Annotated in this window: 24 protein-coding genes and 1 tRNA gene; 8 read left to right on the top strand and 17 right to left on the bottom strand. The window is 29.1% G+C overall.

Annotated elements, in window-relative coordinates; translation table 11 throughout:
• Window position 1 precedes the first annotated feature (1 nt).
• From AJ932_RS05425 to hemB, 6 genes are read right to left on the bottom strand one after another with little or no spacing between them, the layout of a single operon-like run.
• Complete coding sequence (locus tag AJ932_RS05425; RefSeq protein WP_079264397.1) at window positions 2-763, bottom strand: DUF5416 family protein; 762 nt, start codon at window positions 761-763, stop codon at window positions 2-4.
• On the bottom strand, window positions 760-2025 hold the full coding sequence (locus tag AJ932_RS05420; RefSeq protein ID WP_070278068.1) for a (Fe-S)-binding protein: 1266 nt from the start codon (window positions 2023-2025) through the stop codon (window positions 760-762). Before AJ932_RS05420 ends, AJ932_RS05425 begins: the two co-directional genes overlap by 4 nt.
• A gap of 1 nt (window position 2026) precedes the next feature.
• A complete protein-coding gene (gene hemN / locus AJ932_RS05415) occupies window positions 2027-3382 on the bottom strand; it encodes an oxygen-independent coproporphyrinogen III oxidase (protein ID WP_070278070.1) in 1356 nt (451 codons plus the stop codon).
• Window positions 3369-3860, bottom strand: coding sequence for a DUF2603 domain-containing protein (locus tag AJ932_RS05410; protein WP_044779214.1), 492 nt, complete (start codon window positions 3858-3860; stop codon window positions 3369-3371). The genes hemN and AJ932_RS05410 overlap by 14 nt, the downstream gene beginning before the upstream one ends.
• Window positions 3857-4777: an ornithine carbamoyltransferase gene (gene argF / locus AJ932_RS05405; RefSeq protein WP_070278072.1), complete on the bottom strand. Its 921-nt coding sequence runs from the start codon at window positions 4775-4777 to the stop codon at window positions 3857-3859. The genes AJ932_RS05410 and argF overlap by 4 nt, the downstream gene beginning before the upstream one ends.
• Window positions 4774-5757, bottom strand: a complete 984-nt coding sequence (hemB, locus tag AJ932_RS05400; protein WP_070278074.1) for a porphobilinogen synthase — start codon at window positions 5755-5757, stop codon at window positions 4774-4776. Before hemB ends, argF begins: the two co-directional genes overlap by 4 nt.
• A gap of 57 nt (window positions 5758-5814) precedes the next feature.
• On the opposite strand from hemB, the gene ribA reads away from it, so the two are divergent.
• Both ribA and rsmG read left to right on the top strand, forming a co-directional pair.
• Window positions 5815-6375: a GTP cyclohydrolase II gene (gene ribA / locus AJ932_RS05395; RefSeq protein WP_002854114.1), complete on the top strand. Its 561-nt coding sequence runs from the start codon at window positions 5815-5817 to the stop codon at window positions 6373-6375.
• Window positions 6376-6942, top strand: coding sequence for a 16S rRNA (guanine(527)-N(7))-methyltransferase RsmG (gene rsmG / locus AJ932_RS05390; RefSeq protein WP_070278076.1), 567 nt, complete (start codon window positions 6376-6378; stop codon window positions 6940-6942).
• Between the two features lie 15 nt (window positions 6943-6957).
• Here the strand turns inward: rsmG and AJ932_RS05385 are convergent, their stop codons facing one another.
• Window positions 6958-7530 (bottom strand): hypothetical protein, encoded by a 573-nt coding sequence (locus AJ932_RS05385; protein ID WP_002861734.1) that lies wholly within the window; start codon window positions 7528-7530, stop codon window positions 6958-6960.
• A gap of 92 nt (window positions 7531-7622) precedes the next feature.
• Window positions 7623-8720: a YeiH family protein gene (locus AJ932_RS05380; RefSeq protein WP_070278078.1), complete on the bottom strand. Its 1098-nt coding sequence runs from the start codon at window positions 8718-8720 to the stop codon at window positions 7623-7625.
• A gap of 112 nt (window positions 8721-8832) precedes the next feature.
• On the opposite strand from AJ932_RS05380, the gene AJ932_RS05375 reads away from it, so the two are divergent.
• Window positions 8833-9714, top strand: coding sequence for a LysR family transcriptional regulator (locus AJ932_RS05375; RefSeq protein WP_070278080.1), 882 nt, complete (start codon window positions 8833-8835; stop codon window positions 9712-9714).
• Window positions 9715-9793: 79 nt separating this feature from the next.
• Window positions 9794-11662, top strand: a complete 1869-nt coding sequence (gene rpoD, locus AJ932_RS05370; protein ID WP_004305698.1) for an RNA polymerase sigma factor RpoD — start codon at window positions 9794-9796, stop codon at window positions 11660-11662.
• A 14-nt stretch (window positions 11663-11676) separates the two neighbouring features.
• Here rpoD and AJ932_RS05365 read toward each other — a convergent pair whose 3' ends face one another.
• Window positions 11677-12189 (bottom strand): SixA phosphatase family protein, encoded by a 513-nt coding sequence (locus AJ932_RS05365; protein ID WP_002861738.1) that lies wholly within the window; start codon window positions 12187-12189, stop codon window positions 11677-11679.
• Window positions 12186-12692 carry a rhomboid family intramembrane serine protease gene (locus AJ932_RS05360; protein ID WP_070278082.1) on the bottom strand — a complete coding sequence of 169 codons (507 nt, stop codon included), beginning with the start codon at window positions 12690-12692 and terminating at the stop codon, window positions 12186-12188. The genes AJ932_RS05365 and AJ932_RS05360 overlap by 4 nt, the downstream gene beginning before the upstream one ends.
• Window positions 12693-12790: 98 nt before the next feature.
• Here AJ932_RS05360 and AJ932_RS05355 point away from each other — a divergent pair, with 98 nt between their 5' ends.
• Window positions 12791-13207, top strand: a complete 417-nt coding sequence (locus AJ932_RS05355) for a PepSY-like domain-containing protein (protein WP_004305692.1) — start codon at window positions 12791-12793, stop codon at window positions 13205-13207.
• A gap of 7 nt (window positions 13208-13214) precedes the next feature.
• Here AJ932_RS05355 and AJ932_RS05350 read toward each other — a convergent pair whose 3' ends face one another.
• Genes AJ932_RS05350 through AJ932_RS05330 form a run of 5 tightly spaced genes read right to left on the bottom strand, consistent with a single transcriptional unit; the run spans window position 13215 to window position 20145 of the window.
• Window positions 13215-14825, bottom strand: a complete 1611-nt coding sequence (locus AJ932_RS05350) for an AAA family ATPase (protein WP_004305690.1) — start codon at window positions 14823-14825, stop codon at window positions 13215-13217.
• Window positions 14826-14828: 3 nt separating this feature from the next.
• Window positions 14829-16079 carry a tRNA (N(6)-L-threonylcarbamoyladenosine(37)-C(2))-methylthiotransferase MtaB gene (gene mtaB / locus AJ932_RS05345; RefSeq protein ID WP_070278084.1) on the bottom strand — a complete coding sequence of 417 codons (1251 nt, stop codon included), beginning with the start codon at window positions 16077-16079 and terminating at the stop codon, window positions 14829-14831.
• Complete coding sequence (locus AJ932_RS05340) at window positions 16076-17647, bottom strand: mechanosensitive ion channel family protein (RefSeq protein WP_002880605.1); 1572 nt, start codon at window positions 17645-17647, stop codon at window positions 16076-16078. Before AJ932_RS05340 ends, mtaB begins: the two co-directional genes overlap by 4 nt.
• Window positions 17644-18699 carry a 3-dehydroquinate synthase gene (gene aroB / locus AJ932_RS05335; RefSeq protein ID WP_070278086.1) on the bottom strand — a complete coding sequence of 352 codons (1056 nt, stop codon included), beginning with the start codon at window positions 18697-18699 and terminating at the stop codon, window positions 17644-17646. Before aroB ends, AJ932_RS05340 begins: the two co-directional genes overlap by 4 nt.
• A gap of 45 nt (window positions 18700-18744) precedes the next feature.
• Window positions 18745-20145, bottom strand: a complete 1401-nt coding sequence (locus AJ932_RS05330; RefSeq protein ID WP_002856550.1) for a COG3400 family protein — start codon at window positions 20143-20145, stop codon at window positions 18745-18747.
• Between the two features lie 29 nt (window positions 20146-20174).
• Between AJ932_RS05330 and tgt the strand changes: the two genes are divergently transcribed.
• The 3 genes from tgt (at window position 20175) to AJ932_RS05315 (ending at window position 22194) form a co-directional block, all read left to right on the top strand.
• On the top strand, window positions 20175-21296 hold the full coding sequence (gene tgt, locus AJ932_RS05325; RefSeq protein WP_014516779.1) for a tRNA guanosine(34) transglycosylase Tgt: 1122 nt from the start codon (window positions 20175-20177) through the stop codon (window positions 21294-21296).
• Between the two features lies 1 nt (window position 21297).
• Window positions 21298-22065: a magnesium transporter CorA family protein gene (locus tag AJ932_RS05320; protein ID WP_070278088.1), complete on the top strand. Its 768-nt coding sequence runs from the start codon at window positions 21298-21300 to the stop codon at window positions 22063-22065.
• A 52-nt stretch (window positions 22066-22117) separates the two neighbouring features.
• A tRNA-Arg gene (locus AJ932_RS05315) sits at window positions 22118-22194 on the top strand.
• 2 nt (window positions 22195-22196) lie between these two features.
• Here AJ932_RS05315 and AJ932_RS05310 read toward each other — a convergent pair.
• Both AJ932_RS05310 and ccsA read right to left on the bottom strand, forming a co-directional pair.
• Window positions 22197-22646, bottom strand: a complete 450-nt coding sequence (locus AJ932_RS05310; RefSeq protein ID WP_074470042.1) for a hypothetical protein — start codon at window positions 22644-22646, stop codon at window positions 22197-22199.
• A 15-nt stretch (window positions 22647-22661) separates the two neighbouring features.
• Window positions 22662-25907, bottom strand: coding sequence for a cytochrome c biogenesis protein (ccsA, locus tag AJ932_RS05305; protein ID WP_070278090.1), 3246 nt, complete (start codon window positions 25905-25907; stop codon window positions 22662-22664).
• Window positions 25908-25921 lie beyond the last annotated feature (14 nt).

Here is a 25921-nt window from a genome sequence, read left to right as displayed (position 1 = left end):
ACTAAGAAAGATTTGCGATAAGTTTATAGTGCTTTTTCTGATTTATCATTAAAGTAAAAATTTTTTCACTTGAATTTTCGCTTTTATTTTTATAAATCATGCTTTTTAAAAACGGAAAAAGCATCGTACTAGAAGTTTTACCTTGTAAAATAATATGCATAGAACCTTTTAAAATTCCATACTTATAGCTCATACCGCTTGGAAATATATCAAGATTAAAACTTAAACTATCTTCATTACTATCATAATTTAAAATTTCAATTTTAACAAAGCTAATTTCTTGATCTTCTTGAGATAAATTTTTAAAAATTTCAAGTTTTTCATGTTTTTTGATAGCAACAACTTCTTGCTTGCTTTCTTTAAAATCAGAAAGAAAATTTTCATTTTTAAAAATTCTTGAAAAAAATTTTAAATTTTTAAATTGCATACTTATTTGTTTTGTGTTTTCATGTATTATTTTTTCGGATTTTAAGATGTTGTGTTTTATATTATCTTCTTGGTTTTGATTATCTTTGTTTGATTTCATGTCAAAATCTTCAACGATAATCATATCTTCACTATTACAAATATTAAAATGTTTTACAATTTCTTCAAAAGTAAAACTGTCATCACTAAATTCCAAAAGCTCTATATTTGAAGTGATAAAATCAACACCATCTCGTTCTTCAATCTTATCTTTAATCACAAAAGCATCAACACAAAAGCACGATCTTTGAATTTCATATTCAGAACTTTTGCCTTTAAATACTATCTTCATCATCACAAAGCTTTTGCTATAAGCTCTAAAGGACTAGCAAAAACAACCTTACTTGAATTTTGTTCTAATGCATTTGAAATTTGCATTCTACAAGCTGAACACTCGGCACTTACCACACTAGCCTTACTTTCATCGATCATTTGTGCTTTTTTAAGCCCTACACTTAAGGCTTTATCATAATAATCCGTTTGCATACTCACCCCGCCAAAACCGCAACAAGTATTAGAATTACTCATTTCCACAAAATGATAATTTGTTTTTAAAAGTTCTCTTGGCTCTTTAAAAACCCCTTGCATTTTTCTTGCATGGCAAGGATCGTGATAAGTAATGCTATAATTAAATTTATTTTTTGTTTTTAAAATTTCTTCCAAAGAAGTAAATTTATAAAAATACTCGCTAGCCATATATATCTTAGATGACACACATTTTGCGCGTTTTGCCCAGTCTAAATCATTTTGCATTATAAAAAAATGTTCATAATCTATCTTTAACATAGCCGAACAAGTGGCCTCAGGAACTATAATAGCATCTAATTTTTCTAATTTTTTTTCAAAATACTCAATATTTTTTTTAGCCAAAACTTCAACACTTTTAAAATCACCCGTAAAAAATTGCGGCGCTCCACAACACACTTGTTCTTTCATCAAATCCACATTGATTTTTAATTCCCTAGTGATTTTAAGCACTGCATTAGCCGTATCTATGTAAAAATAATTCGCCAAACAACCTACAAAAAAACCTATTGTTTTTTCTCCATCATTATTGATAAATTTTGGATTAGAATTTAAGAAACTTTTTTTATTAAAACTTGTAAGTAATCTTCCCTTTTTAACAAAAGGCATGGAAAATCTTGCCTTCATACCTGTATTTTCATTCTCATTTTGAATTTTAAACGCACAACTTTGAAACACATAGCCAAGCTTAGCTACCAAATCTAAAATTGTGCGTCTTCTTAAAAAGAAAAAAATAAGTTTTTTATACCAAGCTATACCAAATTTTTTAGCTATATCATAACGAACTTCTTCTATGGCATTATCTACTCTTAATTTACTTGGACATACTTCAACACAATTGGTGCATAAAAAACAAGATTCAAAAACTTTCTTAGCTTCTTTATCAAGCTCTAGACTTCCCTCTTTATAAGCAGCTAAAAGATCTAGAAATCCTCTTGGACTAGTAATTTCATCGCGATTTTCTTCATGTATAGTACAAACAGGTATACATTTGCCACATTTAACACAAGCATCACTTATTTGACTAAATTTCATCTTACACCGTTTTTGAGAATACTTTTTTATCTTCACTAATGTTTTTCATATAAGCATCAAAACACATGGCAATATTTCTTATAAGCAAAACGCCTGTTTCATTGACTTTGATAAAATTTTCATCAAAATTAATAAAATCTTTGTATTCTTCTAAAGCTTTTAAATCCTCTTTAAAATACTCCTGAAAATCAATGCAAAATTCTTTTTCTATTAACTTGATATCAAGCTTAAAATTTGCCATTAACTCCATAATCACTGCTTTTCTAAGCTCATCGTCATCGCTTAAAGCTACACCTCTTTCAAAAGGCAAAACTCCTCTATCTAATGCAACCTCATAACTTGACATATCTTTAAAATTTTGCGCATAGTATCTTTGTCCTTCGCCTATACTTGTAAGCCCAACACCGACTAAATCAGCACCACCTTTAGTAGTATAACCTTGGAAATTTCTATGTAAAGTTCCATTTTCTAAAGCTTTAAAAAGCTCATCATCTTCTTTTGCAAAATGATCCATACCTATCATTTTATAGCCATTTTTGCTTAAAAATTTCTCACAAAATTCTAAAATTTCAAGCTTAACATCAGGACTTGGCAAGGTATTTTCATCAAATTTTCTCATATTTTTCTTAAGCCAAGGCACATGAGCGTAATTAAAAATCGCCAAACGATCAGGATTTAAAAGCATAACTTTTTCTAAAGTTTGTGTAAAGCTTTGTAAATTTTGATAAGGCAAACCATAAATTAAATCCATATTTACAGACTTTATGCCTTTACTTCTTACAAGATTTAAAGCATTTTGTGTTAATTCAAAAGGCTGGATGCGATGAATTTCTTTTTGAACTTTTTCATCAAAATCCTGCACTCCAAAGCTGATACGATTAAAGCCATTTTGTGTTAAAACTGTGGCTTGTTCGTCATTTAAAAAACGCGGATCGATCTCACAGCTAATCTCTGCATCTTTAGAAAAATTTCTAAAAATAGATCTGATTTTTAAAATCAAATTTTGAAGTTGTTTAGCACTAAAAAAAGTTGGAGTTCCGCCCCCAAAGTGCATTTGCACCACTTCTCTTTTAGTATCTAAAATAGTACTTAAAATATCAAGCTCTTTAAAAATATAAGTTAAATACCTTTCTTTACTCTCTTCTTTGGCTGTATAAATAACATTGCAACCACAAAAATAACAGGCACTCCTACAAAATGGTAAATGAAAATAAAGCGATAAAGATCTATCTTGCTTTTTTAAAATTTCTATATATTCTTCGTATTTGAAATTTGCATTAAACTCTACTGCTGTAGGATAAGAAGTGTAGCGTGGTCCTGCTTTAGAGTATTTTACAAAAGCTTTATAATCTCTCATTTTGGTTTACCCTTTCTATCATCGCTTGCATATCTACAAATAAATTTGGATGCTTTTGTTTGATTTTAGAAATTAATTTTTCAAGATCAATACTAACTTCCATGGTGCCATTTTGCGCCTTTTGCTTGATCTCATCCATAGCAACCGTCCAAACATCGTTAAAATCTACAGGAATTTGTTGATAAATCGCCTTTTCTAAACGCAATTCAAAATTCTCTTTTTGACTTTGTTTTAAACTTTCAAGTATATTCTTAAGACTTTGCAAAGAAAGCAAAGTGTGAATTTCATCGTTTTCATCAATCACAAACCAAGGCTCAGGAGAATCAAAACTTCCATTTTCAAGAACTAAACATTTTTCGTTTTCATTCTCGCTTTGCTTCATTTTAAAAATCGTTCTATCTTTTTTCTTTATTCCTAGATTTTGACTAAATTCATCAATGCGTTTTAAGCAAATGCTATACTTTTCTAGCTCTTTCATTCTCTTCCTCTCTGATTATCCAAAAAGCAAAGCAAGGCTTTTACCACATAAAGGCGATTTCTTGCTTCTTCAAAAATCACATCTGCATGTTTTTCAAAAATTTCTTCACTCACTTCATAACCCCTATAAGCAGGCAAACAATGAAGCAATATCGCGTCTTTATTGGCAATGCTCATAGCCTTTTCATCGATTATAAATCCTTCAAATTCTTTAATCTTGCGTTCTTTTTCATTCTCTTCACCCATAGAAACCCAAGTATCGGTGATGACTACATCTTTATCCTTTAAGGCTTCAAATTTATCATGACTTAAGGAAATTTTGGCTCCTGAAATCAAAGCCTGTTTCATAGCAAATTCCCAAATTTCAGGGCTAATTTTATAGTTTTTTGGTATAGCTATACTAAATTCAAAGCCCAAAATCGCAGCCGCAATAAGCCAAGAATTGCACATATTGTTACTATCTCCGATAAAAGCAACTTTTGCTATACCATTTTGCATCTTATTCCATTCTTTGATAGTAAGCAAATCTCCTAAAACCTGAGTAGGGTGATAAAGCTCGCTTAAAGCATTGATCACAGGGGCTTTAGAATATCTTGCAAATTCGAGTAAAGTTTCATGTTTATTGACTCTCATCATCACAAAATCAACCATCGCCCCTATCACCCTAGCTGTATCCTTTACAGGCTCGCCACGACTAAGTTGTAAATCATTGCTATTTAAAAATAAAGCCTTTCCGCCAAGCTCTGTTATGGCTAATTCAAAAGCCATTCTTGTTCTTGTAGAATTTTTCTCAAAAATCATTGCTAAAGTTTTATCTTGTAAAAGTTTTTTAGGCTCTTTTTTAAGCTCGCTAGCATGATTTACAAGGCTTAAAATTTCCTCCTTAGAAAAATCTCTTAAAGTTAAAAAATGTTTCATTTTTCTCCTTTTAACATTTTAGCTAATTCTTTGGCATGATAAGTGATGATAAGCTTTGCCCCTGCTCTTTTAAAAGCTATCATAGTTTCATATAAGATTTTTTCATAATCAATCACTCCCGCATTTTTAGCTGCCTTTAGCATAGCATATTCTCCGCTTACATTATAAACACACAAAGGCAAGTTAGAATAAAGGGATATTTCTTTAATTACATCAAGATAAGCAAGAGCGGGTTTTACCATTAAAATATCAGCTCCTTGTGCTTCATCTTCTAAGCTTTCTTCTAAAGCTTCTTTACCATTAGCAAAATCCATTTGATAGCTTTTTCTATCTCCATAACTTGGAGCTGACTCTGCTACATCTCGAAATGGCCCATAATAACTTGATGCAAATTTAGTAGAATACGCCATTATAGGCAAATTTTCAAAACCTTCCTTATCTAAAGCTTTACGCAAAGTAGTGATAATACCATCCATCATTCCACTAGGTGCTATCATATCTACCCCTGCTCTTGCGTGAACTAAGGCTTGTTTGGCTGAAATTTCTAAAGTGGCATCATTATCTACGCTTTTTGTTTTTGGATCGATAATCCCACAATGCCCGTGATCTGTATACTCACAAAAACAAAGATCGCTAATTACAAAAAGAACTGGAAAATTTTTCTTAATCTCTCTTATGCTTCTTGCAACAAGCCCTTCATCATCTAAAGCATCGCTTCCGCAACTATCTTTTTTCTCATTTTCTAAAACGCCAAAAAGTATAATAGCTTTAATACCTAAGTTGACTACATTTTGACACTCTTTTAAAATTTCATCTAAACTCATTTGAAACACATCGGGCATAGAAGAAATTTCTTTTTTTATCCCCGTTCCACTAACCACAAAAAGCGGATAAATCAAATCATTCACGCTTAAAGAATTTTCCCTTACCATAGATCTTAAGTTTTCATTAAGCCTTAATCTTCTAAATCTTTTAAACATTTTTTTGTCCTTTTTTTGCTAAAATCTTAACATAAATTTGATTATAGAGAGTAGTAAATGAAAATAAAAATTTCAGAAATTGCGAATTTACCTAGCAAATGGGGAAATTTCCAAATACAAAGTTTTAAAGAAAATGATAAAGAACATTTATGTATATTTAAAAATACTCCAAAAGACACACTCAATCTAAGAATTCATTCAGAGTGCTTAACAGGAGATGCTTTAGGAAGTTTAAAATGTGATTGTGGAGAACAGCTTGAATTTTCGTTAAAATATATAGAAAAAAATGGCGGAATGGTGATTTATCTTAGACAAGAAGGAAGAGGTATAGGACTTTTTAACAAGGTTAATGCTTATGCTTTACAAGATAAAGGTTTTGATACGATTAAAGCAAATCATCAGCTTGGCTTTAAAGCCGATGAGAGAACTTATGAAATTGTAGAATTTATACTCAAACACTATGAAATTTCTAAGGTTAATTTACTCACAAATAATCCCGAGAAACTAGAGTCCATTAAGGAAAAAATCATCACACGCATACCGATTTTAATAGAACCTAACCGTTTTAATGTAGAATATTTAAACATAAAACAAACTCAAATGGGACATCTTAAATAAATGATTTTTAAAGATTATGATTTTTTACAACGCTACGATTTAAAAAACTTTAAAGAAAAGGTAAAAATTTATAAAGAATTATTATCTAAATTTAACCGCATTCACAATCTTACTCATTTAAAAAATATAGATGAAAATATCTTTGATAGTATTAAAATTTTAGATTTTTATGATTTTTCTAAAGCAAAAAATATTGCCGATATAGGAAGTGGTGCAGGATTTCCAGCTGTATTTTTAGCCTTTTTACTGCAAAGCAATTTTCATCTTTTCGAACCCAATCCCAAAAAAGCTGCCTTTTTGCGGACACTAAAAATAGAATGCGAACTTTCAAATTTACATATTTACAAAGAAAAAGTTCAAGAGTGTAAAAATACCTTTAAAGCCGATATCATCACTTCAAGAGCCTTAATGGATGTCAAGCCTTTGCTTGAAATTTGCAAAAATCTAAAAGATGAAAATACAATTTTTATTTTATGGAAAGGCAGTGAAATTTATCAAGAACTTGAAAATATAAAAAATTATGAAATTTTTGAAAATAATTTAAGAAAATACTGTATTTTAAAGTAGCCCTAAGGCTACTTTTTATTCTGCTAAATCAGCATTAAAACTGATATCAACCAAAGGCCAAGAGATTCCACCATGTCCTGGAGCAGCATCACTTAATGCTTTTAATGCTTTAGAACCATTTTTAAAAGTATGCAAATCAAGCTGCCCTTTAGCTTCAAATTTATTATCTTTGATAGTATAAGTTAAAGGTACAATAGTACTTTTTTTATCCATGGTAATTTTTGCTGAAATAACGCCTTTGTTTTCACCTACAATCACATCTTGGAAAACAACTTTAATATCTGCATTTCCCAATAAAGCAGGAAAAAACACTTTTGTGATATTATTGGTTATAACATCATTGCCTTCACCCATAAAAGCATTACTTGGCTTTATAGTAGCTTTAGCTCCTTTAAGATAACTTGCAAAATCCTTTGTATTTTTAGAAAATTTATATTCTACATTCTTAAATTCACCTTCTACTCCTACCATATCCTTAGTTTTATACCCTTCAAAAGATATTTTTAAACTATCTTCTTTAAAAGATACGGCACTTAAAGCAGATGCTAATAAACAAGAACTTAAAATACTTAAAACAATTTTTTTCATTTTAACTCCTTCAAAATGAGATTTTATTAAACAAAAACAATTATATTATCACTTGATTAATAAAAATAAATTTTTTCAAAAAATAATTGTTATTACCAAAGTATATCTTTAAAAGTCAAAGTTAAAAAATATCCTCCAAAAATCAAAACAAGCCCTAAAACAAAAGCCAAACCAAATACTCTAGAGCCACTCTTTAAAAATTTTTTAAAGTCAATTTGCAAACCTAAAGCTGCCATAGCAAAAACAATACATAAAGTACAAAGTGTTTTACCTAAAGAAATAATATCACTCGTAGCAATACCTAAAATACTTTCTTTAGTTGCTAGATATGTATTTAAAACTATCATACCTAAAAATGCGAATGCAAAATAAGGAATAGTAATACTTTTTGCAGTTTTTCCACTGCTTGAATGCTGATTTTTAGCAAAAAAATAAGTCACTATAAGCAAAAAAGGCACAAGTAAAATCACTCTCATCATTTTTATAATCACTGCAACATTAGAAGCACCTTGCTCAAATCCTGCCATATCTTTTGCCATTTCAGCGGCACCTGCAACATTTGCCACTTCATGCAAAGTAGCCCCCATAAAAACCCCCATAGCATTTTGATCAAAAAAAGGAAAAAGATTTAAAGAAAAAGCTATAGGATACAAAAACATAAACACAAGTCCAAAAATCACCACCGTACCTACAGCTAAAATTCCTTTAAAAGGATCACTTTTTAAACTTGACTCCAACGCTAAAACCGCTGCCGCACCGCAAATCGCACTTCCGGCTCCAACAAGCATAGAAGTTTCTTTATCGAGTTTAAAAATTTTCATTCCTACAAATAAAGCAATAATAAAAACAAAAAATATCACTATAGCAGAAAGTAAAAACCCTTTCAACCCTACACTTAAAAGCTCAGTTAAAGTAATATTAAAACCATATAAAACAATACCGAGTCTTAAAAGCTTTTTTGCACTAAAATGCACTCCAGCTTGAAAATGATGTTGGTATTTAAAAAACCAAGGAGAGAGCAACACTCCTATGATGATAGCAAAAGCAGTCGCTGCCAAATGAGTAGTATCTTTGATACTTTGAACACTAGAAAAATACATAGCAAAAATCACTATACAAGCAGTAAAAAGCAAACCCTTAAAATTTGAACGCACTATAGCCACGCTATGTGCTAAAAAACTTGTTTTCATTTATTTTCCTTTTTCTAAATTTTGTGTTATTATATTTTTTTTATTAAAATTATAAAAATATATTATTTTAATTTTTATAATAATTTTTTTTTATTAAATAAAGGAATCACTCATGAAAATCAAAGATATGGAAATATTTTTAGATCTTTTAAACACTCAAAGTCCAACTCATACAGCCAACAATTTTTCCATAACTCAACCTAATGTTTCAATAATAATTAAAAATTTAGAAAATAAATTTGATGGCATTTTATTTGAAAGACTTGGAAAAAAACTCTTACCTACACCAAAAGCTTTAGAACTAGGAAAAAATTGGTTAAAAATTATACAAGCCTACTACCAAAGCTTAGAAAAATTAAACGACGAAAGCATGCTCTTAGGGGAAATAAAAATAGCCTCAACTCAAAGCATTTCTGAACATTTTTTAGCTCCTATTTTATTTGATTTTAAAGCAGAATTTAAAAACATAGAAATTCACTCTCAAACGCAGAATTCAAAAGAATGTTTAAATTTGCTAAAAAACGGAAATATAGAATTTGCAATCATTGAAGCAGAACTTGATCCAGCTTTAGTGGAGTATGAAAATTTAGAAATAAATTTTTGGCAAGATGATGAACTTATAGTAGCCACAAGTGATAAAAAACTCAATGAAAAAGAATTTTATATCGATGAACTTTTAGAACAAAAGTGGATTTTAAGAGAAGTAGGTTCAGGCTTAAGGGATAAATTTTTAAATGAAATTGGTGCAAGCTCAAAAAAGCTTAATATTTTTCTTGAGCTTGATAGAATGGCTGCGATTAAAGAACTTGTTTTACAAAAAAAAGCAATCTCTATTTTTTCCAAAAAAAGCATAGAAAAAGAATTAAAAAATTCAACACTTTATGAAATCAAGTTAAAAAATATCAACCTAAAGCGTAAATTTTATACCTTAAAAAGAAAAAATTATAATTTTAACAGAGCTTTAGAAAAATTTGAAAAAATATTTAAATCATAAGCATAATAACCGATTTATATAGAAAGTTAAGCAATTTTTAGATAAAATCTAAAGCTTATATAAATTTCAAGGATAATCAATGAACGCCAAAACTCAAGAAGCTGAATTAGAAGAATTATTTCAAGAAAATGCAAAAGATTATATCACATATGAAAAATTGGTAAAATATCTTACAAAACAACCAAGTGCATCAACCGCTAAAAAAGTGCAAGCATTAGTGAAAAAACACAAAGTGCAACTTTTTTCAGCAGCTGAAATTGCACAAATGAAAAACATAGAAGATGCAAAAAGACTTCAAGAAGAAAAACAAAAACTCCAAGATACAAGCCTTGAGAACGAATTTGATTTAGCCAATGAAAACGATTTATTAGAATGGAGCAGATCAGACTCTCCTGTTCGTATGTATTTAAGAGAAATGGGACAAATTGCTTTATTAAACAAAGATGAAGAAATTGAAATTTCTAAAAAAATAGAACTTGGTGAAGATATTATCATTGATGCTTTTTGTTCTGTACCTTATTTGATAGATTTTATTTTAGATTATAAAGAACCTTTAATAAACAGAGAAAGAAGAGTAAAAGAATTATTTAAAAGCTTTGACGATGAAGAAAAAAATGATGATAAACTTGATGAACTTGATATAGACGAAGATGAAGAAAACGAAACAGAATTAGAAACAGATGAAGAAAATACTAAAAAAAACAGCAAAAAAGAAGATGAAAGAACTTTAAAAGTTATAGAAAAATTTAAAGCTCTAGAAAAAGCTAAAAAAGATTGGCTAAAAACATCCAAAGACAAGGAAAGTGGAGATGAGCTTTTAGATAAATTAAGCATTGCATTCAAAAAAAATATTTTAAAAGAAAAATTAATGGATCTAGGCCCTACTTCAAAACTTATTAGTGAAATCGTAAAATCAATGGAAACTGCACTAAAAAGTGATGAAGAATTTGACAAAGAACTTAAGCGTTTAGAATACCGCTTACCTATGTTTTCTGATGAACTTAAAAAACGCCATGCAGATATTTTAAAAGATATTACAAAATTGAGCAAAGAAGAAATCACAGAGCGAGCTTTAGAAACAACCATGGTAAGCACTTATATGGAAATTAAAAAACTATTTCAAACTAAAGAAGCCAGTGAAAAAAGCTTTGATCTTGAAAAATCACGTTTAAAAGAAATTTTAGAGCAAATTAAACGTGGTAAAAAAATCTCTGATGAAGCAAAAGGAAGAATGGCAAAATCAAACTTGCGTCTTGTTGTAAGCATAGCTAAACGCTACACAAATCGTGGTCTACCTTTCTTAGATCTTATTCAAGAAGGGAATATAGGCTTGATGAAAGCTGTGGATAAGTTTGAATACAAAAGGGGTTATAAATTTTCCACTTATGCAACCTGGTGGATCAGGCAAGCTATTTCAAGGGCTATAGCTGATCAAGCAAGAACCATAAGAATTCCAATCCACATGATAGAAACCATCAATCAAATTAACAAAATTATCCGCGAACATCTACAAAAAGATGGAAAAGAACCTGATGTCAGCGTTATAGCTAAAGAAGTAGGTTTAAGCGTAGATAAGGTTAAACAAGTTATTAAAATTACAAAAGAACCAATTTCTCTTGAAGCTCCAATAGGAAATGAAGATGATGGTAAATTTGGAGATTTTGTTGAAGATAGAAATTCACTTTCTCCAATGGATCATATCTTAAAGGATGATTTAAAAGAACAAATTGATGAAGTTTTAGATCAATTAAACGATAGGGAAAAAGCGGTAATTCGAATGCGCTTTGGCTTAATGGATGATGAAAGTGATAGAACTTTAGAGGAAATTGGAAAAGAGCTTAATGTCACTCGAGAAAGAGTGAGACAAATAGAAAGTTCAGCTATAAAAAAACTCAAACACCCTAAAGTAGGAAGAAAACTAAAAAATTATATTGAAGGTTGGAAGTAAGAGTCAATCTCTTACTAAAAACCCAAATCTTTTTCTTCTTTTAACTTGCGCACATGTTCAAAAAAAACTAATTTTCCGCTATGTTTTTTTAAATTTTTAAATTCCTTAATATCAAATTCTAAACACAAGATAGAAGAAGTTGGAAAAGAAGCTAAACATAGCGAGCTTAATAACTCTCCAAGCTCCATTAAACCAGGATTATGACCCACTAAAAATACTTCGTTAAACTCATCATCAATATCTTGCAAAATTTTTAGCAAATTTTCAACATTGCAAAGATACAATCTTTCATCAAAACAAATTTTATTTTTATCAAAATTATAAAATTTGGCTATTTTTTTCGCTGTTTTAGCGGTTCTAACAGCAGGACTTGATAACACTAAATCTGGATGAATTTCATGCAAGGCAAGATTTTTAAAAAGTTTTTTTAAATCTTCCTTTCCACTCTTAGTAAGCTTTCTTTCAAAATCATCGATATCTCCTCTCTTACTTGCTTTTGCATGTCTTATAATATAAATTTTTTTCATTTTACCTCTTTTATTTTAGCTAAAATATAACCACATATAAACCCGAAAATATGACCATACCAAGCAACATTTACCCCCATAAGCAATGGCACAAAACTCATAAGTAAAATTGCCACTATAAGTCCTTTTGTGCTATTTTTATCAAGAACAGCATAAAAGCCTATTAAAACACAAATTGCACCACTAGCACCTATGACATTTATATTTTCTCCAAAATATTTAACATAAAAAACACTTAAAAGTGAACATAACAACCCGCCAATAAAATAAATAAAAATAAAACGCAAAGCACCCAAATAAGTTTCTAATATACGCCCAAATTGAAATAAAACTATCATATTTAATATAAGATGAGTTAAATTTCCATGTAAAAACATTGAACTTAAAAGTTGCCAATAAGCTCCATTAAAAAATAAAATATTCAAACCAAGGATATTGTAATAATCATAAGAAATCAAAAAATAACATAAAACATTTAAAAAAATTAAAAAAATTGTAAGCAAAGTATTAAACCTTTATTTTTTATAATATTGTCTTAAAATTCACATAAAATTCACATAAATTCTTTACAATTTTACTAAAAAAATAATTAGGAAAAATATTGAAAATTAAATTTTTAAGTATTATTACTATTTTAAGTTTATCTTTAAACGCTGATATAATAATTTCTGCTGATAATTTGCCAAGTGTTTCTAAAGAATTTTTACAACATAATTTCAAAGCACCTATAGGGATCGTTCAAAAAGACAAAAATTCCTATGAAGTCTATCTTAGCGATGGGACAGAACTTGAATTTGACATAGATGGAGCTTGGAAAGAAATTGAAAATAAAGCCTTTCCTTTTGAACTAGATTTTTTACCTCAAAATTTAGCTAATATCATTAAAAACGAATTTCCAAATACAAAAGCTAGAGAAATCGAAAGAAAAATCAACCATTACAAGATTAAATTTGATAACGATGTAAAAATTCTTATAGATTTTAATGGAACTATCTTGCACAAAGAAATTGATGATTAAAATATAATCAAATCTGCATTATATTTTTAACATCATCATGTTCTATCTTTTCTTTTTCAAGCAAAAGCTCTGATAATTTTAAAATTTTATCCTTCATAGAATTTAAAAATTCATCCATTTCTTTTTTTTGTTCATTTAAATTTGACTCTTCTAACATATCAAAACTCAACATATAATCAAGCAATTCTTTAATCTTTAAAAAATCATCTTGCGAGTTGGTATAACTTTCATTGTAAATTAATTTCATAGCTCTAGAACCAGCCAAATAAACTTTTATACGATTGATAAGCTCTGATTTTGATCTTATATTATGCTCATATTCTTTAAAACAATCTTCAATGAGAGTTATTTTATCAAATCCTATGTCAAAATAATATGCACTCAAAGCTTTTGCAGCTTGATAAGTGGCTTGAATTTTTTTCTCTTCATCATTAAAACTTAAAATCTTTTTCTTGCCTAAAAGAACTTTATTTAATACAGCATAAAAATCACTTTCCTCAACTAAAGCACTATTTCTTCTTAAAGCATTAATTGCCGCTTCATTGACCAAAGTTTCAAGTCCTGCTCCACTAAAACCTACGCTTGCTTTAGCGATTTTATTTAAATTGATATTATTATTTTTATCCTTCATATAAATTTCTAAAATTTTAAGTCTATCCTTAAAATCAGGTAAAGATAAAAAAATTCTCCTATCAAAACGCCCTGAACGCAATAAAGCAGAATCCATAAGTTCGATTTTATTTGTTGCAGCTATAACTATAACCCCGCTATTGTCCTCAAAACCATCCATTTGGGTTAAAAGTTGATTTAAAGTACTATCTCTTTCAACATTTGACATTTCTCCCCTTGCTTTACCTACAGCATCTATTTCATCGATAAAAACTATACTAGGAGCCATCATTTTAGCTTTTGAAAAAAGCTCTCTAACTCTTTTTGCACCCATACCTACATAAATTTCAACAAAACTTGAACCACTTTGATAAAAAAATGGCACCCCTGCTTCTCCTGCAACTGCTTTTGCTATCAATGTTTTTCCTACACCAGGTGGGCCTACCATTAAAACACCTTTTGGCATTTTTACACCAAATTCTTTATATTTTTTAGGATTTTGTAAAAAATCTACAAGTTCGCTTAGTTCCATTTTAACTTCATCAACACCTGCTACATCATTAAAAGTAATATCTGAAATCACAGGTTTTATATGAGAACTTTCTAAATTAATATTTGAATTTTGAGCTTGAATGTGATTCTTATTTGATATAGGATATTTAGCCAATTCTTTTTTACGGGCAAAATAACCAAGACTTATAAAAAGTGCGATAATAAAAACAAGTAAAATAAAAAACACCCAAAGCGTGTTATCTTTTTTAACCTCTATAGGAACTTTTGCTAAAAGTGTTTTTATATCTATGCCATCTTTTATAATTACGTAATTTTCACCTTCTGCCTTAAGCCAAATTTCGTCTTTATCAATCACAGCTTTTTGGATTAAATTTTGGCTTAATAGACTTTGATAAAGATTTTCATCTATATATTTAGGTTCATTTTTAAAATATAAAATTCCCAAAAGCATACATAAAACCATAAAAGATGCTAAAATTATCTTTTTATTTTTCATTATCTAGCCTTTTAAAATTGCAAAGTTAGACTTTTCTTGCACTTCATATTGAGATATAACGATCCATTCTTTAGCTATATCTTTATCACTTTTAATTTTAATCTTGTTAAAAAACTGATCATAACCCTCAAAAAAACCATCTTTTTGATTTTCTACCAAAACTTCAAGTGAAGCTTGATTTTTTTTCCTAAATTCATAATTATTTTTTTCTACTATGGATTTTAAAGTGTTTAGCCTTTCTTTAGCTAAAGTTCCATTTATCACATCTTTCATGGTAGCAGAATGCGTGTTGTTTCTAGGACTAAAAATAAAAGCATGAATATGAGTGAGTGGAAATTCTTTAAATTTTTTCAAAGCTTCTTGCCATAGTTCTTCACTCTCACCTGGATGAGCTACTATAAAATCCGTCCCTAAAGCATATCCTTTACTTGCTATAGTATTAAAAAGCTTTAAATCATTATCCGTATGCGATCTTCTTCGCATTATACGAAGCATTTTTTCACTTGTATGCTGCAATGCAATATGTAAATGCCTTTCAAGCCAAGTTTCATCTAAAATTTCTAAAAAACTCTCATCAATTTGTGCGGGTTCTAAACTACCTAATCTTATGCGTTTTATACCTGAAATTTGTCCCATTTTCTGCAAAAGCTTGCCTAAACTTGTGCCATTTTTAAGCCCATATGAACCTATATTAGTCCCTGTCAAAACAATTTCATTATAACCATTAGCTCCCAAAATTTCAACCTGTTTTAAAAGAGCTTTTTCATCCACACTTCTTGATTTTCCCCTCACGCTAGGGATAATACAATAAGAACAAGCAAAATCACAACCTTCTTGAATTTTCACAAAAGCTTTGGTATGATTTTCATACTCACAAACTATATCTTTATCAATAAAATTTAAATTTCCAAGTTCATAAAAACTTGTCTTTGCTCCTAAAAATTCATTGATTTTATCTTTATTTGACGCTCCAAGCACTCCAAAAACTTGCTTTTTATCTAAAAGCTCCTTACCTTTGCTTACAGCACCACAACCTGTAAGTATAACTTTAATGCCTTTTTTTTGCATGGTATTTACATAAGACTTTATCCCGCTATCAGCTCCATTTGTAACCGTGCAAGAATTTACAACGATAATTTGTGCTTTATTCTCATCATTTATAATCTCATAATCTTTTACATAACTTTTTAAAAGCTCTGTATCATAAATATTTGTGCGACACCCAAAGGTTTTAAAAAAAACTTTTTCTTTCAATCTTTATTCCTTGCATGAAAATGCATATTTTCATGATGTTGTTCAAAATGATTTTGATTTAAATTTCCTAAATATAAATTTTGTGATGGATAAGCGATTTTTATATCTTTATGCTTATTAAATTCTTTTATAATCTCTTTACTAATCGTACTTCTTAATACCAAAGCCGCATAAGCATTGGTCATATACCATGCAGAAATTCGCATTCCCCAATGTTCAAAAAACATAAAAAACCTTGGCTCCACTTTAGGATTTTTAATACTATATTCATGTTGTAAACGAGCTATATTTTTTCTAGCAAGCTCAGTATAACCTTTGGCATGGCGTGTAACAATATTTTCCACAATTTCTTGCGCCTTATCAAGATTACTATCAAAAGTAACACTTATATCAATGCCATCAAGCACGGTTTTCATACCATGATGAGTATAATTAGCAAGCAAATTTGTAAAAACATAGTTATTAGGAATAAATATAATACGCCCACTACGACGATTTTTGCTATAAGTTTCAAGCGTAAGCTCTTCATAAAGAGTAATGCGTAAAAAAGAAATATCTATAATATCTCCAATATAGGTAGTATCATTTTGAAAAACTTTTACACGATCCCCTACTCTAAAACTTCCACCAAAAATAATCACACACCATCCAAGCATAGACATAAACATATCTTTCATAGCAATAGCTAAGCCTGCAGAAGCAAAACCAAGTATAGTTACAAGATAAGTAATATTTTCTATATAAGCAAACAGCAAAATAAGAAAAATAATATTTATATTAATAAAATTAATAATCTTCGTAGCGGTATAATATCTTTCACTATCTTTAATGTATTTTTTAGCAATAAATTTCAACATAAAAGCTATAGCTATAACAACAACAATAGCAACAAGTATATTTACAGCCCTTAAGCTTTGAACTTTAATCTCAGCACTTACTCGAGAAAGCTCTTCATCAATTTTTTTCTCATAAACAGAATAAGAAACACTAGCAAAATTTAAAGCTTGCTCAAATTCTTCTAATTTTTTATCCGAAGCTTTTAAAGCTTCTATATTCTCAACACTTGGTTTAAGCTCAACTAATTCCTTAAGTTCTGAGTTTTTTTCTCTAATTTTATCTACTAAATTTTTAAAATCATTAAATTTAAATATATACTCTTCCTTTTCTCCTTTTAATTTCTTAATATGAGAAAAAGCTCCTATAATAGCCAAAGGATTAGTAAGTTTAGATAAAGTTTCTATATTATCAGGAGCACTAAGACTTTGTGCAAAATTTAAATCTTTATATTCTTTAAGCAAGCTCAATTGCTCTTCTAAATTTGCTATCTTGCGTTTAAGTTCTTCTTGTTGGTGAATATCGGAAGTCTTTTTTAAATTAAGATTTAAAATGATTAATTCATCATTTATATCTTGATATTTTATAAAATTTTCATAACGTATATTCCAAATACTAGCACTGATTACAGTATTTAAAGTATTAATTTTCTCATTTATATTATTAATAATAGTCCGATTTACATCTCCAAAAGCAAAAACAACAAAAAAGGTTAAAATAATAATTTTTTTCATTGAAATTCTCTTAAAGTTGCAATTATATCTTCTTTAGAAATATCGCTTTTTATCAAACCCTTACCCAAAGGACTAGCAAGAACAAAATTGATTTTTTTATTAGAGCTTTTTTTATCCATGAAAAAAGCTTCATAAAATTCATCTACATTATTGATTTTATATGATATTGGCAAACTGAATTTAAGTAAAATATCTTTTATTCTTTGACTTTGCATTTTATCCAAAAACCCTAAATTTAAAGCTAATTGATTTGCCATAACCATACCTATAGCTACTGCTTCTCCGTGTAAATAAAACTTATAATCTGTAAAATTTTCTATAACATGAGCAAAAGTATGTCCATAATTTAAAAGCATTCTAAGCCCTGATTCTTTTTCATCTTGTTCAACAACCCTTGATTTAAGTTCTATGCTTCTTGCTATAATTTGAGTAAAAATTTCATTCTCGCAAGTAGCATTTAAGAAACTTTTTTCATCAATTTTTTCTATAAAATCAAGTATACTATCATCAAACATTGTCGCCATTTTAATAAATTCAGCCATACCTGCAGCAAGTTCCCTAGAACTCAAAGTCTTTAAAAAAGAACTCTCACAATATACAGCTTTAGGTTGATAAAAAGTGCCAATAAGATTTTTACCAAAATTATTATTAACACCTGTTTTTCCACCTACTGCTGCATCAACGCAAGCTAAAAGTGTAGTAGGAATATTTATAAAATCAATACCTCTTTGATAAATACTAGCAGCAAATCCGCCCATATCACTAATCACGCCACCACCAAAACTTATAAGCACGCTTTTTCTATCCAATTTAGAATTAAACATTTGGTTTAAAATTTCTTCTATGGTGCTTAAATTTTTATATTCTTCACCATCTTTTACAGTAGCAATAAAAATTTCTTTTGCCTTAATTTTAGAAAGTAATGTTTTCAAATGAAGACCTGAAATCTTAGGATTTGAAAGTATAAAAACCTTAGTATCAAATTCTAATTCTTCAAGTTCATCAATATAAACCTTATAAGCATTTTCTTTTAACTTAACTTCTACTTGCATTGAACTACTCTTTTTGCGTTTATTCTATCACATTTAATTAATTATTTATTCTACTGGTATAAAAAGTTGGTAATTTTGTCTCATTTTATAATAATGCCTATTTAAATTTGTACTTAAATTTCTGCCAAAATCTCTATTTAGTAATTCTTTTTGAAAACTCACAAATTGTAACAAATCTTCGCGATATTGCAAATTTAAAAGAGGGTTTTCATCATTTTTATTAATAATTTGTATATTTTTATCATAAAGCTTAGATAAACTTCTAAAATACTCCTCCATATCTGTAGTATTTTGAGAATTTGGATTATAATAATATAAAATAACTCCAAAATCAAGCTGTTTACTTAAATCAGTAATGACATTTGCATTGTTTTCAAGTTCACTCTCATCGGCACTTAAAATAATCGCTTCTTTAAGCTCATCAAAAGAAGCTTCACCCACCTTCATAATAGGAATTTTTAAATCAAAAAAAGCTTGTTTTTCTTTCTCAAAATTTTTTATATCGGTTACAACTAATCCTATATCATTATTTTGCAACCATGTGGAAATTTGTTTAAAATCCGTGTTGAAATAATCAAAAAACACACCTTCTTTATCCTCAGAAAGTTTTTTTAATTTTTCATACATTACCCCTAATTTAGGATTGATAACATGTATAAAAAATCTTTTTGCATTGCTTTTTTGAGTTAATTTTAAAGTAGTATCAAGCACTCTTTCTTGCATATTTTGATTCATATTTTTCATATCAATTAAAGCAAAAACATTACTTCCAAAAGGCATAGGAAATTGCCCTGCTTTGCCTCTTATATTATGAAAAATACTTTGTAAAACAACAGGATCTCCAACGATCAAAATGCTATCATTTGGCTCTAAAACAAAAGATGGTTTTACAAAATAAATCTTAGAATTTCTATAAATAAGGACTATGCGCCACCTTTTTTGTTGTATTGAACTTATGTGCCTATAAGCAAAAATAGACCCTGCTGGAATTTTTACTTCCATAATCTCTCCAACCCCAAGCCCTATATACTGAGCTGTTAAAGCAATATCTGGTAAAAAATCCATAAATCTACGGCTTAAAGTCATTCTAGCATCAGCTAAATTTGCATGAGTATCATTAACACTTAACCCCCAAAAATCCATTATTTCTATTTCTAAATTTGGATTTAAAGAACGCAAAGCCTCATAACTTTTTTTAGTTTCAAATTCATCTTGCATATAAATAAAAGCCTGTTTAAAATCTTTACTCATAATATTTTCAAGACGCGCTGTGCTTGTAGGATCAAAATAATGCAAGTCAATATACTCACTAGAAATATTTAAGTTATTTTTTTCACTATTTTGACACACTACTGTAAAAAAGTAACCTAAGCCTTTTTCAAAACAAAGCCTTTCTAAGAAATGCTTTGCTAAAATACCGTCTATTATAATTAAAATATTATTCATTTTAAACTCCAAAAAGGAAATTATAACAAATGGAATTTAAATTAAAGCATAAAGATGGAATGGCAAGGGTTTGTGAAATCACTACCGCACACAGCACTTTTTTAACCCCTGTTTTTATGCCTGTTGGCACAGTGGGAGCGGTTAAAAGTCTTGATGCTAATGATATGAAAAACGAGCTTGATGCAAAAATTATTTTAGCAAATACCTATCACATGTACTTGCGTCCAACTTCTAAAGTGGTAAAAGATTTTGGAGGTTTGCATGGTTTTACGAAATTTGATAGAAGTTTTTTAACCGATAGTGGTGGTTTTCAGGCTTTTTCTTTAAGTAAAAATTCCAAACATTTTAACGAAGGTATAGAATTTAAAAGTCACATTGATGGGAGTCGTCATCTTTTTACTCCAAAAAGTGTTTTAGATACTCAATATGATTTTAACTCTGATATTATGATGATTTTAGATGATTTAGTAGCCTTACCCGCAACCAAAGAAAGGATTAAAATTTCTGTTGATCGCACTATACTTTGGGCAAAAGAAGCCATTGCTTATCATAAAAATATGCAAAATAAAGGTATAGGCATAGGGCAAAATATTTTTGGTATTATCCAAGGTGGTACAGATTATGAAGAAAGAAAGCGTTGTGCTTTAAGTTTAAACGAAATGCCATTTGATGGTTTAGCTATAGGTGGGCTTAGCGTGGGCGAAGAAAACGCCTTGATGTATGAAACAGTACAAAACTTAAACCCTTATCTAGATGAAAATCGTCCAAGATATTTAATGGGTGTAGGAACGCCTGAAGATTTAGTAGAAAATGTTGAGCGAGGAGTAGATATGTTTGACTGCGTGATGCCAACTAGAAATGCAAGAAATGGAACATTTTTCACAAGTTTTGGAAAATTTAATATTAAAAAAGCAGAATTTATCAACGATCATGAAGCTATAGATCCTATTTGCTCATGTTATACTTGTCGTAATTTTTCAAGGGGTTATTTGAACCATCTTTTTAAAGCTAAAGAACTTACTTTTTTTCGCTTGGCAAGTTTGCACAATCTACATTATTATCTTGAACTTGCAAGAAAGATGCGTGAAGCAATTTTGAATAATTCTTTTACGCAATTTAAAAGAAATTTTTATCACTTAAGAGGCAAATAAAATGCTAGAACTACATGAAAATCTAAAAAAAATCCTGCAAGCAAAGAATTTAGAAACTTTCTATAGTGAAATTTATGGACAAAAAATTTTTGTTTACGTGGGATTAAATTTGGAAACTTGGCTTTTTAATGATGGAAAAATTTATAAACTTCAAGATGAAAAATTTAAGCTTTCTAGCATAGAAGAATTTTCAAATTTTATTAAATCCATTTTAGAAGATTTTAAAGTACAAAATACTCATTTTCAAAACCTTTTAGAACACAAAGAAGGTATTATCTTAAAAGGTGGTTTTGTTAAAAATTTTTACAAAAAATCCTTTGTGTTAAGACAAAAAATCAACAAAAATCTAAAGCAAATTAATCTTCTAAGCGAAGCTTTCAATCTTTTGCTTAGTGAACAAGCACAATACAAAAAACATTTAAAAATTTTAAATTTATCCATCAGCATCTTAAGCAAAAACACCAAAGAACATCTAACAAGAGTTGATACTCTTTATACATTAACAAGTGCAATTAAAAATGAAAAAATGAATAAAAGTATTTATCTTTTAAGTATACTTTCTTCTATTTTCTTACCTTTAAATTTGATCGTAGGATTTTTTGGAATGAATACTAATAATCTTTTTTTTAAAGATAGCCCTTATGGTACACTTTATATTTTTTCTTTGATTTGCTGTATTTTGATTGTGGGTTTTATATTTTATCATTCAAAAAAGACTAAAGAATTTGATTTAGATGAAGGTAAAAAAGCCAAAAAACAAACAAAATAAGCAAAATTTTGCTTATTTTAAGAATATTTATATATAATTTTAACTTATTTTTGCGCTCATAGCTCAGCTGGATAGAGCATTTGATTGCGGTTCAAAAGGCCAGAGGTTCGAATCCTCTTGAGCGCACCATATTATTTATCTTCTTTAATTTTTCTTTTAGCTAATCCCATATGCTCGTAAGCATCAATTTCTTTTTTGTAAGATCCAGAAATTTTCTTAAGTTCTTTATTTAAGTAACTGACTGTTTGTGCACTTGCATTAATATTTGCAGCCAAAGCAGAAACAAATTCTAGTTTCTTTTTTGTTGCTTCATCTAATTCTTTAGAAGTTTTTGAACCAAGTTTATGTGTCTGCACATAAAGTTTGGCAAGTTCTTTTAATTCAACATCTGTTAGCTTAACATCGGAAGCAGCAATTATCATTTTATCTAAGTCTGTATCAAATTTTTTAGTCTTTTCAGCTACATGCTGCTTTTGGCTAGTTTTTTGCTTTTTAACTGTTTTTTTGCCATCACTTGTAATAAGATAAGCAATTATGCCTAAAAACAATAAAAGCGCTAAAGCAGCACAAAAAATAACCAAAAAAATATGGCTCATTTAAAGTTTGCCCACAAAATTTCGATTCCTTCTTGCAAAAAGAGCTAAAACCACCATCAACGCAAATCCCCAATAAACATAATTAGGAATTTGAGCCGCTTCGCCTGCAGCGTAAGAATGAAGTCCTGTTAAAAAGTAATTTACTCCAAAATAAGTCATAATAATAACCCAATAAGCAAACATACTCCATAAAGCAAACACAAATTGATTACAATATTTTGGAATCATTCTAAGATGCAAAATTGCTGCATAAACCAAAATGCTAACCAAAGCCCAAGTTTCCTTAGAATCCCAACTCCAATATCTCCCCCAACTTTCATTTGCCCAAATTGCACCTAAAAAATTTCCTACAGTAAGCAAACAAAGTCCAAAAATCATTGCCATTTCATTAATTCTTGTAGCCTCTGTAATATTTCTCAAAATATTAAGATTATATTTTCCATCTTTCTTAAGAAAACACATTAAGAACAGTGTAAAGATACCAAGTAAGGCACAAAGTCCTAAAAATCCATAACTAGCAGTAATAACAGATACATGAATACTAAGCCAATAAGAATTGAGCACAGGAACAAGATTTGTAATTTGCGGATTCATTTCGCTTAAATGTGCAACCATTAATACAACACCGGATAAAATAGAAGTTAATGACAAGGCTATAGGACTTTTTCTAGAGAAAAATATACCCGACAAAGACAATGCCCAAGCTATATACACCATACTTTCATAGCCATTACTCCATGGAGCATGACCTGATAAATAAGCACGAAGTCCAAGACCTAATGTATGAATTACAAAAGCTAAAACATTTAAAACATATACCACTTTAAATATAAAAGAGATTTTTAAATTCGGTATGACCATTTTAGAAAAAACAAGAATCAAAAGTAAAAAACCCGCAATTAAATATACAGGAGCGAGTTTAACGAAAATTTCAGCCTTATTAGAAAAAATTTCCATTTCAACCTTGGTTTTACTAGGCATGACTTTATATCCTATTTTTTCTTGATATTCTTTGATAAATTTCAAGCCTTCATCAGCTCTAGTCCAATTGCCATCTTTAAAAGCATTTTCCACGGCACTAAAATAATTCTGTATTAAAGCCCAAACAATATGCCCTTCATCCCCCTTAAGAGTAGTTACAGCAGAAAAAGGTGCAAGCCAAACATTATTTGGATTATTTTGAACAGGAATAAATTTAAATAATTCACCACTAAAAACTAAATTTACAACATTAGCTCTTTCATCTAGTTTTATAATTTCCTTATCAAAAACTCCTCTTGCATTTGGGTTTTTACGATTTGCATTTTCAACATATTTTTGAAGTTTATAGCGATTATTCTCATCAAAGAAATCTTTATAAGAAATATATTTAGCGCTAGGAATTTCTAAAATATTTGCAATAGCATCACGAACTGCTTGATTTTGTGGCATTAAAATAAAAGGTTCCATTTGCCATTTATTTACATCAACAAGCATGGAAAGCATAACAGCGTTAGAATTTTGACCCTTATAGCTATCGCTTTGATGAATTTTTTCTAAAATTTCTCTTGATAGCGTATCAAAAGGCACCATTCTTCCATCTGCTGATTTTTGAACTATTAAAGTAGCAAGAGCTTTAGCATGATTAGTATTTACCACAGGTAAGGTTGAATTTAAATCTTGAGCAAAAGTCTTTTCAGAACCAAAAGATAGCAATAAAATAAAAATAATCACACTTGTATGTTTTAAAGTGTCTTTATTGATTAATCTTGCCAAAGTTCTAAATCTAGAATGAGGATTTAAAAAATTCATAAACATTCCAAGACAAAGCAAAAAATAACCTATATAAGTTGGTATTTTGCCTGGATCTTTATTTACAGATAAAACAGTCCCTTTTTCATCTTGATCATAAGAACTTTGATAAAATCTATAGCCATCATAATCTAAAACATTATTCATAAAAATTCTATAATCAAAATTTTCATTATTATTTTTTACAGTAATTTCACTTGCATAAGAAGCTGGAGACATAGAACCTGGATAACGATCTAATACAAAATCTCTTAAATAAATATCAAAAGGCAATTGTTCATAAGAAAGTGCCCAAGAAATAAAGAATTTTTGACCTGCAAGTTCTATCATAATAGGTTTATTATATTCAAAAATATAAAATTCTTTACTTTCATTTTTATAGCTTAATTCTAATTTTAAAGCATTAGAGCCAGTTAATTCTAAGTTTTTATTCTCATTGCTTAAAGCAAAATCTTTAAAATGTAATAATAAAGAATTTTTCCAATTTTGAGGCTCGCCAAAAGTAGAAATCAACATAGTTCTACCCACTTCTAACCAAGCAGATTTAAACCATAACCAAAAACTTTCATCTTGAGGTCTATTGGAGCCTTCTAAAGCTTCTTGCGCATGCAAAGAAGCAGCTTTAACTACAAAACTAATATCATTAATTTCATAAAGCCTTCTTTCCTTAGCATTTGCCTTTTCTCCAATTTTAAGGTCTAAATTTTGTCCATCTAACATACTTAAAAAATGTAAGTTTTCACTTGAACTTAAAGTTAAATTTTCATCAATTTTTACAAAAGGTGCTTTAACATTATCATTCATAAAAGCAAAGTTAACCCCTTCTATATTCTTAACTTCACCTTTTTCAAATTTAACATCAACACCTTGAGATCCTTTTTGAGAAAGCATCAAAACCAATAAAGGATCAGAATTATTATTTTCTTTATAAGTATAATGAGCATTTAAAATTAAATCTTTATATTTTAATACAGCTTGATCATCACCTAAATTAAGTTTTAGTTTAAAAGAATTAGCAAAAGGCAAATTTCCTATATAACGATCATTAACCGCACTATAGCGTTCTCCATCTTTTATAGCAGCAATACGCAAAGAAGTCTTAGAACTTTCTATAAGTGAATTTTGAGTATGCTCTCTAATAGGTAAAATACCTTCAAAACCAGCATATCTTGTCATTGCAGAACCCACTAAAATAAATAAAAAAGAAATATGAAAAATCATTAAAGGCAATTTTTTAAGCCCAAACATTTTATAACGAAACATCCCGCATAGTAAATTAATACCAAGTAAAAGTTGTATATATTCAAACCAAAAAGTATCATAAACCATTGCCCAAGCCGTAGGAGTTCCATAAGCACTTTCAATAAAAGTTGCCAAAGCACAAAAAAGCGCGAAAAGCAAAAACAATACAACCGAAACTCTTAAATCCCCTATGCTTTTTATTATATTTTTCATTCTTTTTCCTTTAA

This window comes from Campylobacter sp. BCW_6873 (assembly GCF_001762365.1).
GTDB classification, from domain to species: Bacteria; Campylobacterota; Campylobacteria; order Campylobacterales; family Campylobacteraceae; genus Campylobacter_D; species Campylobacter_D jejuni.
Note: the sequence above shows the minus strand (reverse complement) of the source record. Positions and strands in the feature narration are given on the sequence as shown.

Coding starts and splice junctions, on each gene's coding strand:
- AJ932_RS05320 (WP_070278088.1), top strand. CDS start 21,298: ATGCTAGAACTACATGAAAATCTAAAAAAAATCCTGCAAGCAAAGAAT.
- tgt (WP_014516779.1), top strand. CDS start 20,175: ATGGAATTTAAATTAAAGCATAAAGATGGAATGGCAAGGGTTTGTGAA.
- AJ932_RS05350 (WP_004305690.1), bottom strand. CDS start 14,825: ATGAAAAATAAAAAGATAATTTTAGCATCTTTTATGGTTTTATGTATG.
- rsmG (WP_070278076.1), top strand. CDS start 6,376: ATGATTTTTAAAGATTATGATTTTTTACAACGCTACGATTTAAAAAAC.
- ribA (WP_002854114.1), top strand. CDS start 5,815: ATGAAAATAAAAATTTCAGAAATTGCGAATTTACCTAGCAAATGGGGA.
- argF (WP_070278072.1), bottom strand. CDS start 4,777: ATGAAACATTTTTTAACTTTAAGAGATTTTTCTAAGGAGGAAATTTTA.
- hemB (WP_070278074.1), bottom strand. CDS start 5,757: ATGTTTAAAAGATTTAGAAGATTAAGGCTTAATGAAAACTTAAGATCT.
- AJ932_RS05375 (WP_070278080.1), top strand. CDS start 8,833: ATGAAAATCAAAGATATGGAAATATTTTTAGATCTTTTAAACACTCAA.
- aroB (WP_070278086.1), bottom strand. CDS start 18,699: ATGCAAGTAGAAGTTAAGTTAAAAGAAAATGCTTATAAGGTTTATATT.
- rpoD (WP_004305698.1), top strand. CDS start 9,794: ATGAACGCCAAAACTCAAGAAGCTGAATTAGAAGAATTATTTCAAGAA.
- AJ932_RS05340 (WP_002880605.1), bottom strand. CDS start 17,647: ATGAAAAAAATTATTATTTTAACCTTTTTTGTTGTTTTTGCTTTTGGA.
- AJ932_RS05365 (WP_002861738.1), bottom strand. CDS start 12,189: ATGAAAAAAATTTATATTATAAGACATGCAAAAGCAAGTAAGAGAGGA.
- AJ932_RS05410 (WP_044779214.1), bottom strand. CDS start 3,860: ATGAAAGAGCTAGAAAAGTATAGCATTTGCTTAAAACGCATTGATGAA.
- AJ932_RS05380 (WP_070278078.1), bottom strand. CDS start 8,720: ATGAAAACAAGTTTTTTAGCACATAGCGTGGCTATAGTGCGTTCAAAT.
- AJ932_RS05420 (WP_070278068.1), bottom strand. CDS start 2,025: ATGAAATTTAGTCAAATAAGTGATGCTTGTGTTAAATGTGGCAAATGT.
- ccsA (WP_070278090.1), bottom strand. CDS start 25,907: ATGAAAAATATAATAAAAAGCATAGGGGATTTAAGAGTTTCGGTTGTA.
- AJ932_RS05330 (WP_002856550.1), bottom strand. CDS start 20,145: ATGAATAATATTTTAATTATAATAGACGGTATTTTAGCAAAGCATTTC.
- hemN (WP_070278070.1), bottom strand. CDS start 3,382: ATGAGAGATTATAAAGCTTTTGTAAAATACTCTAAAGCAGGACCACGC.
- AJ932_RS05385 (WP_002861734.1), bottom strand. CDS start 7,530: ATGAAAAAAATTGTTTTAAGTATTTTAAGTTCTTGTTTATTAGCATCT.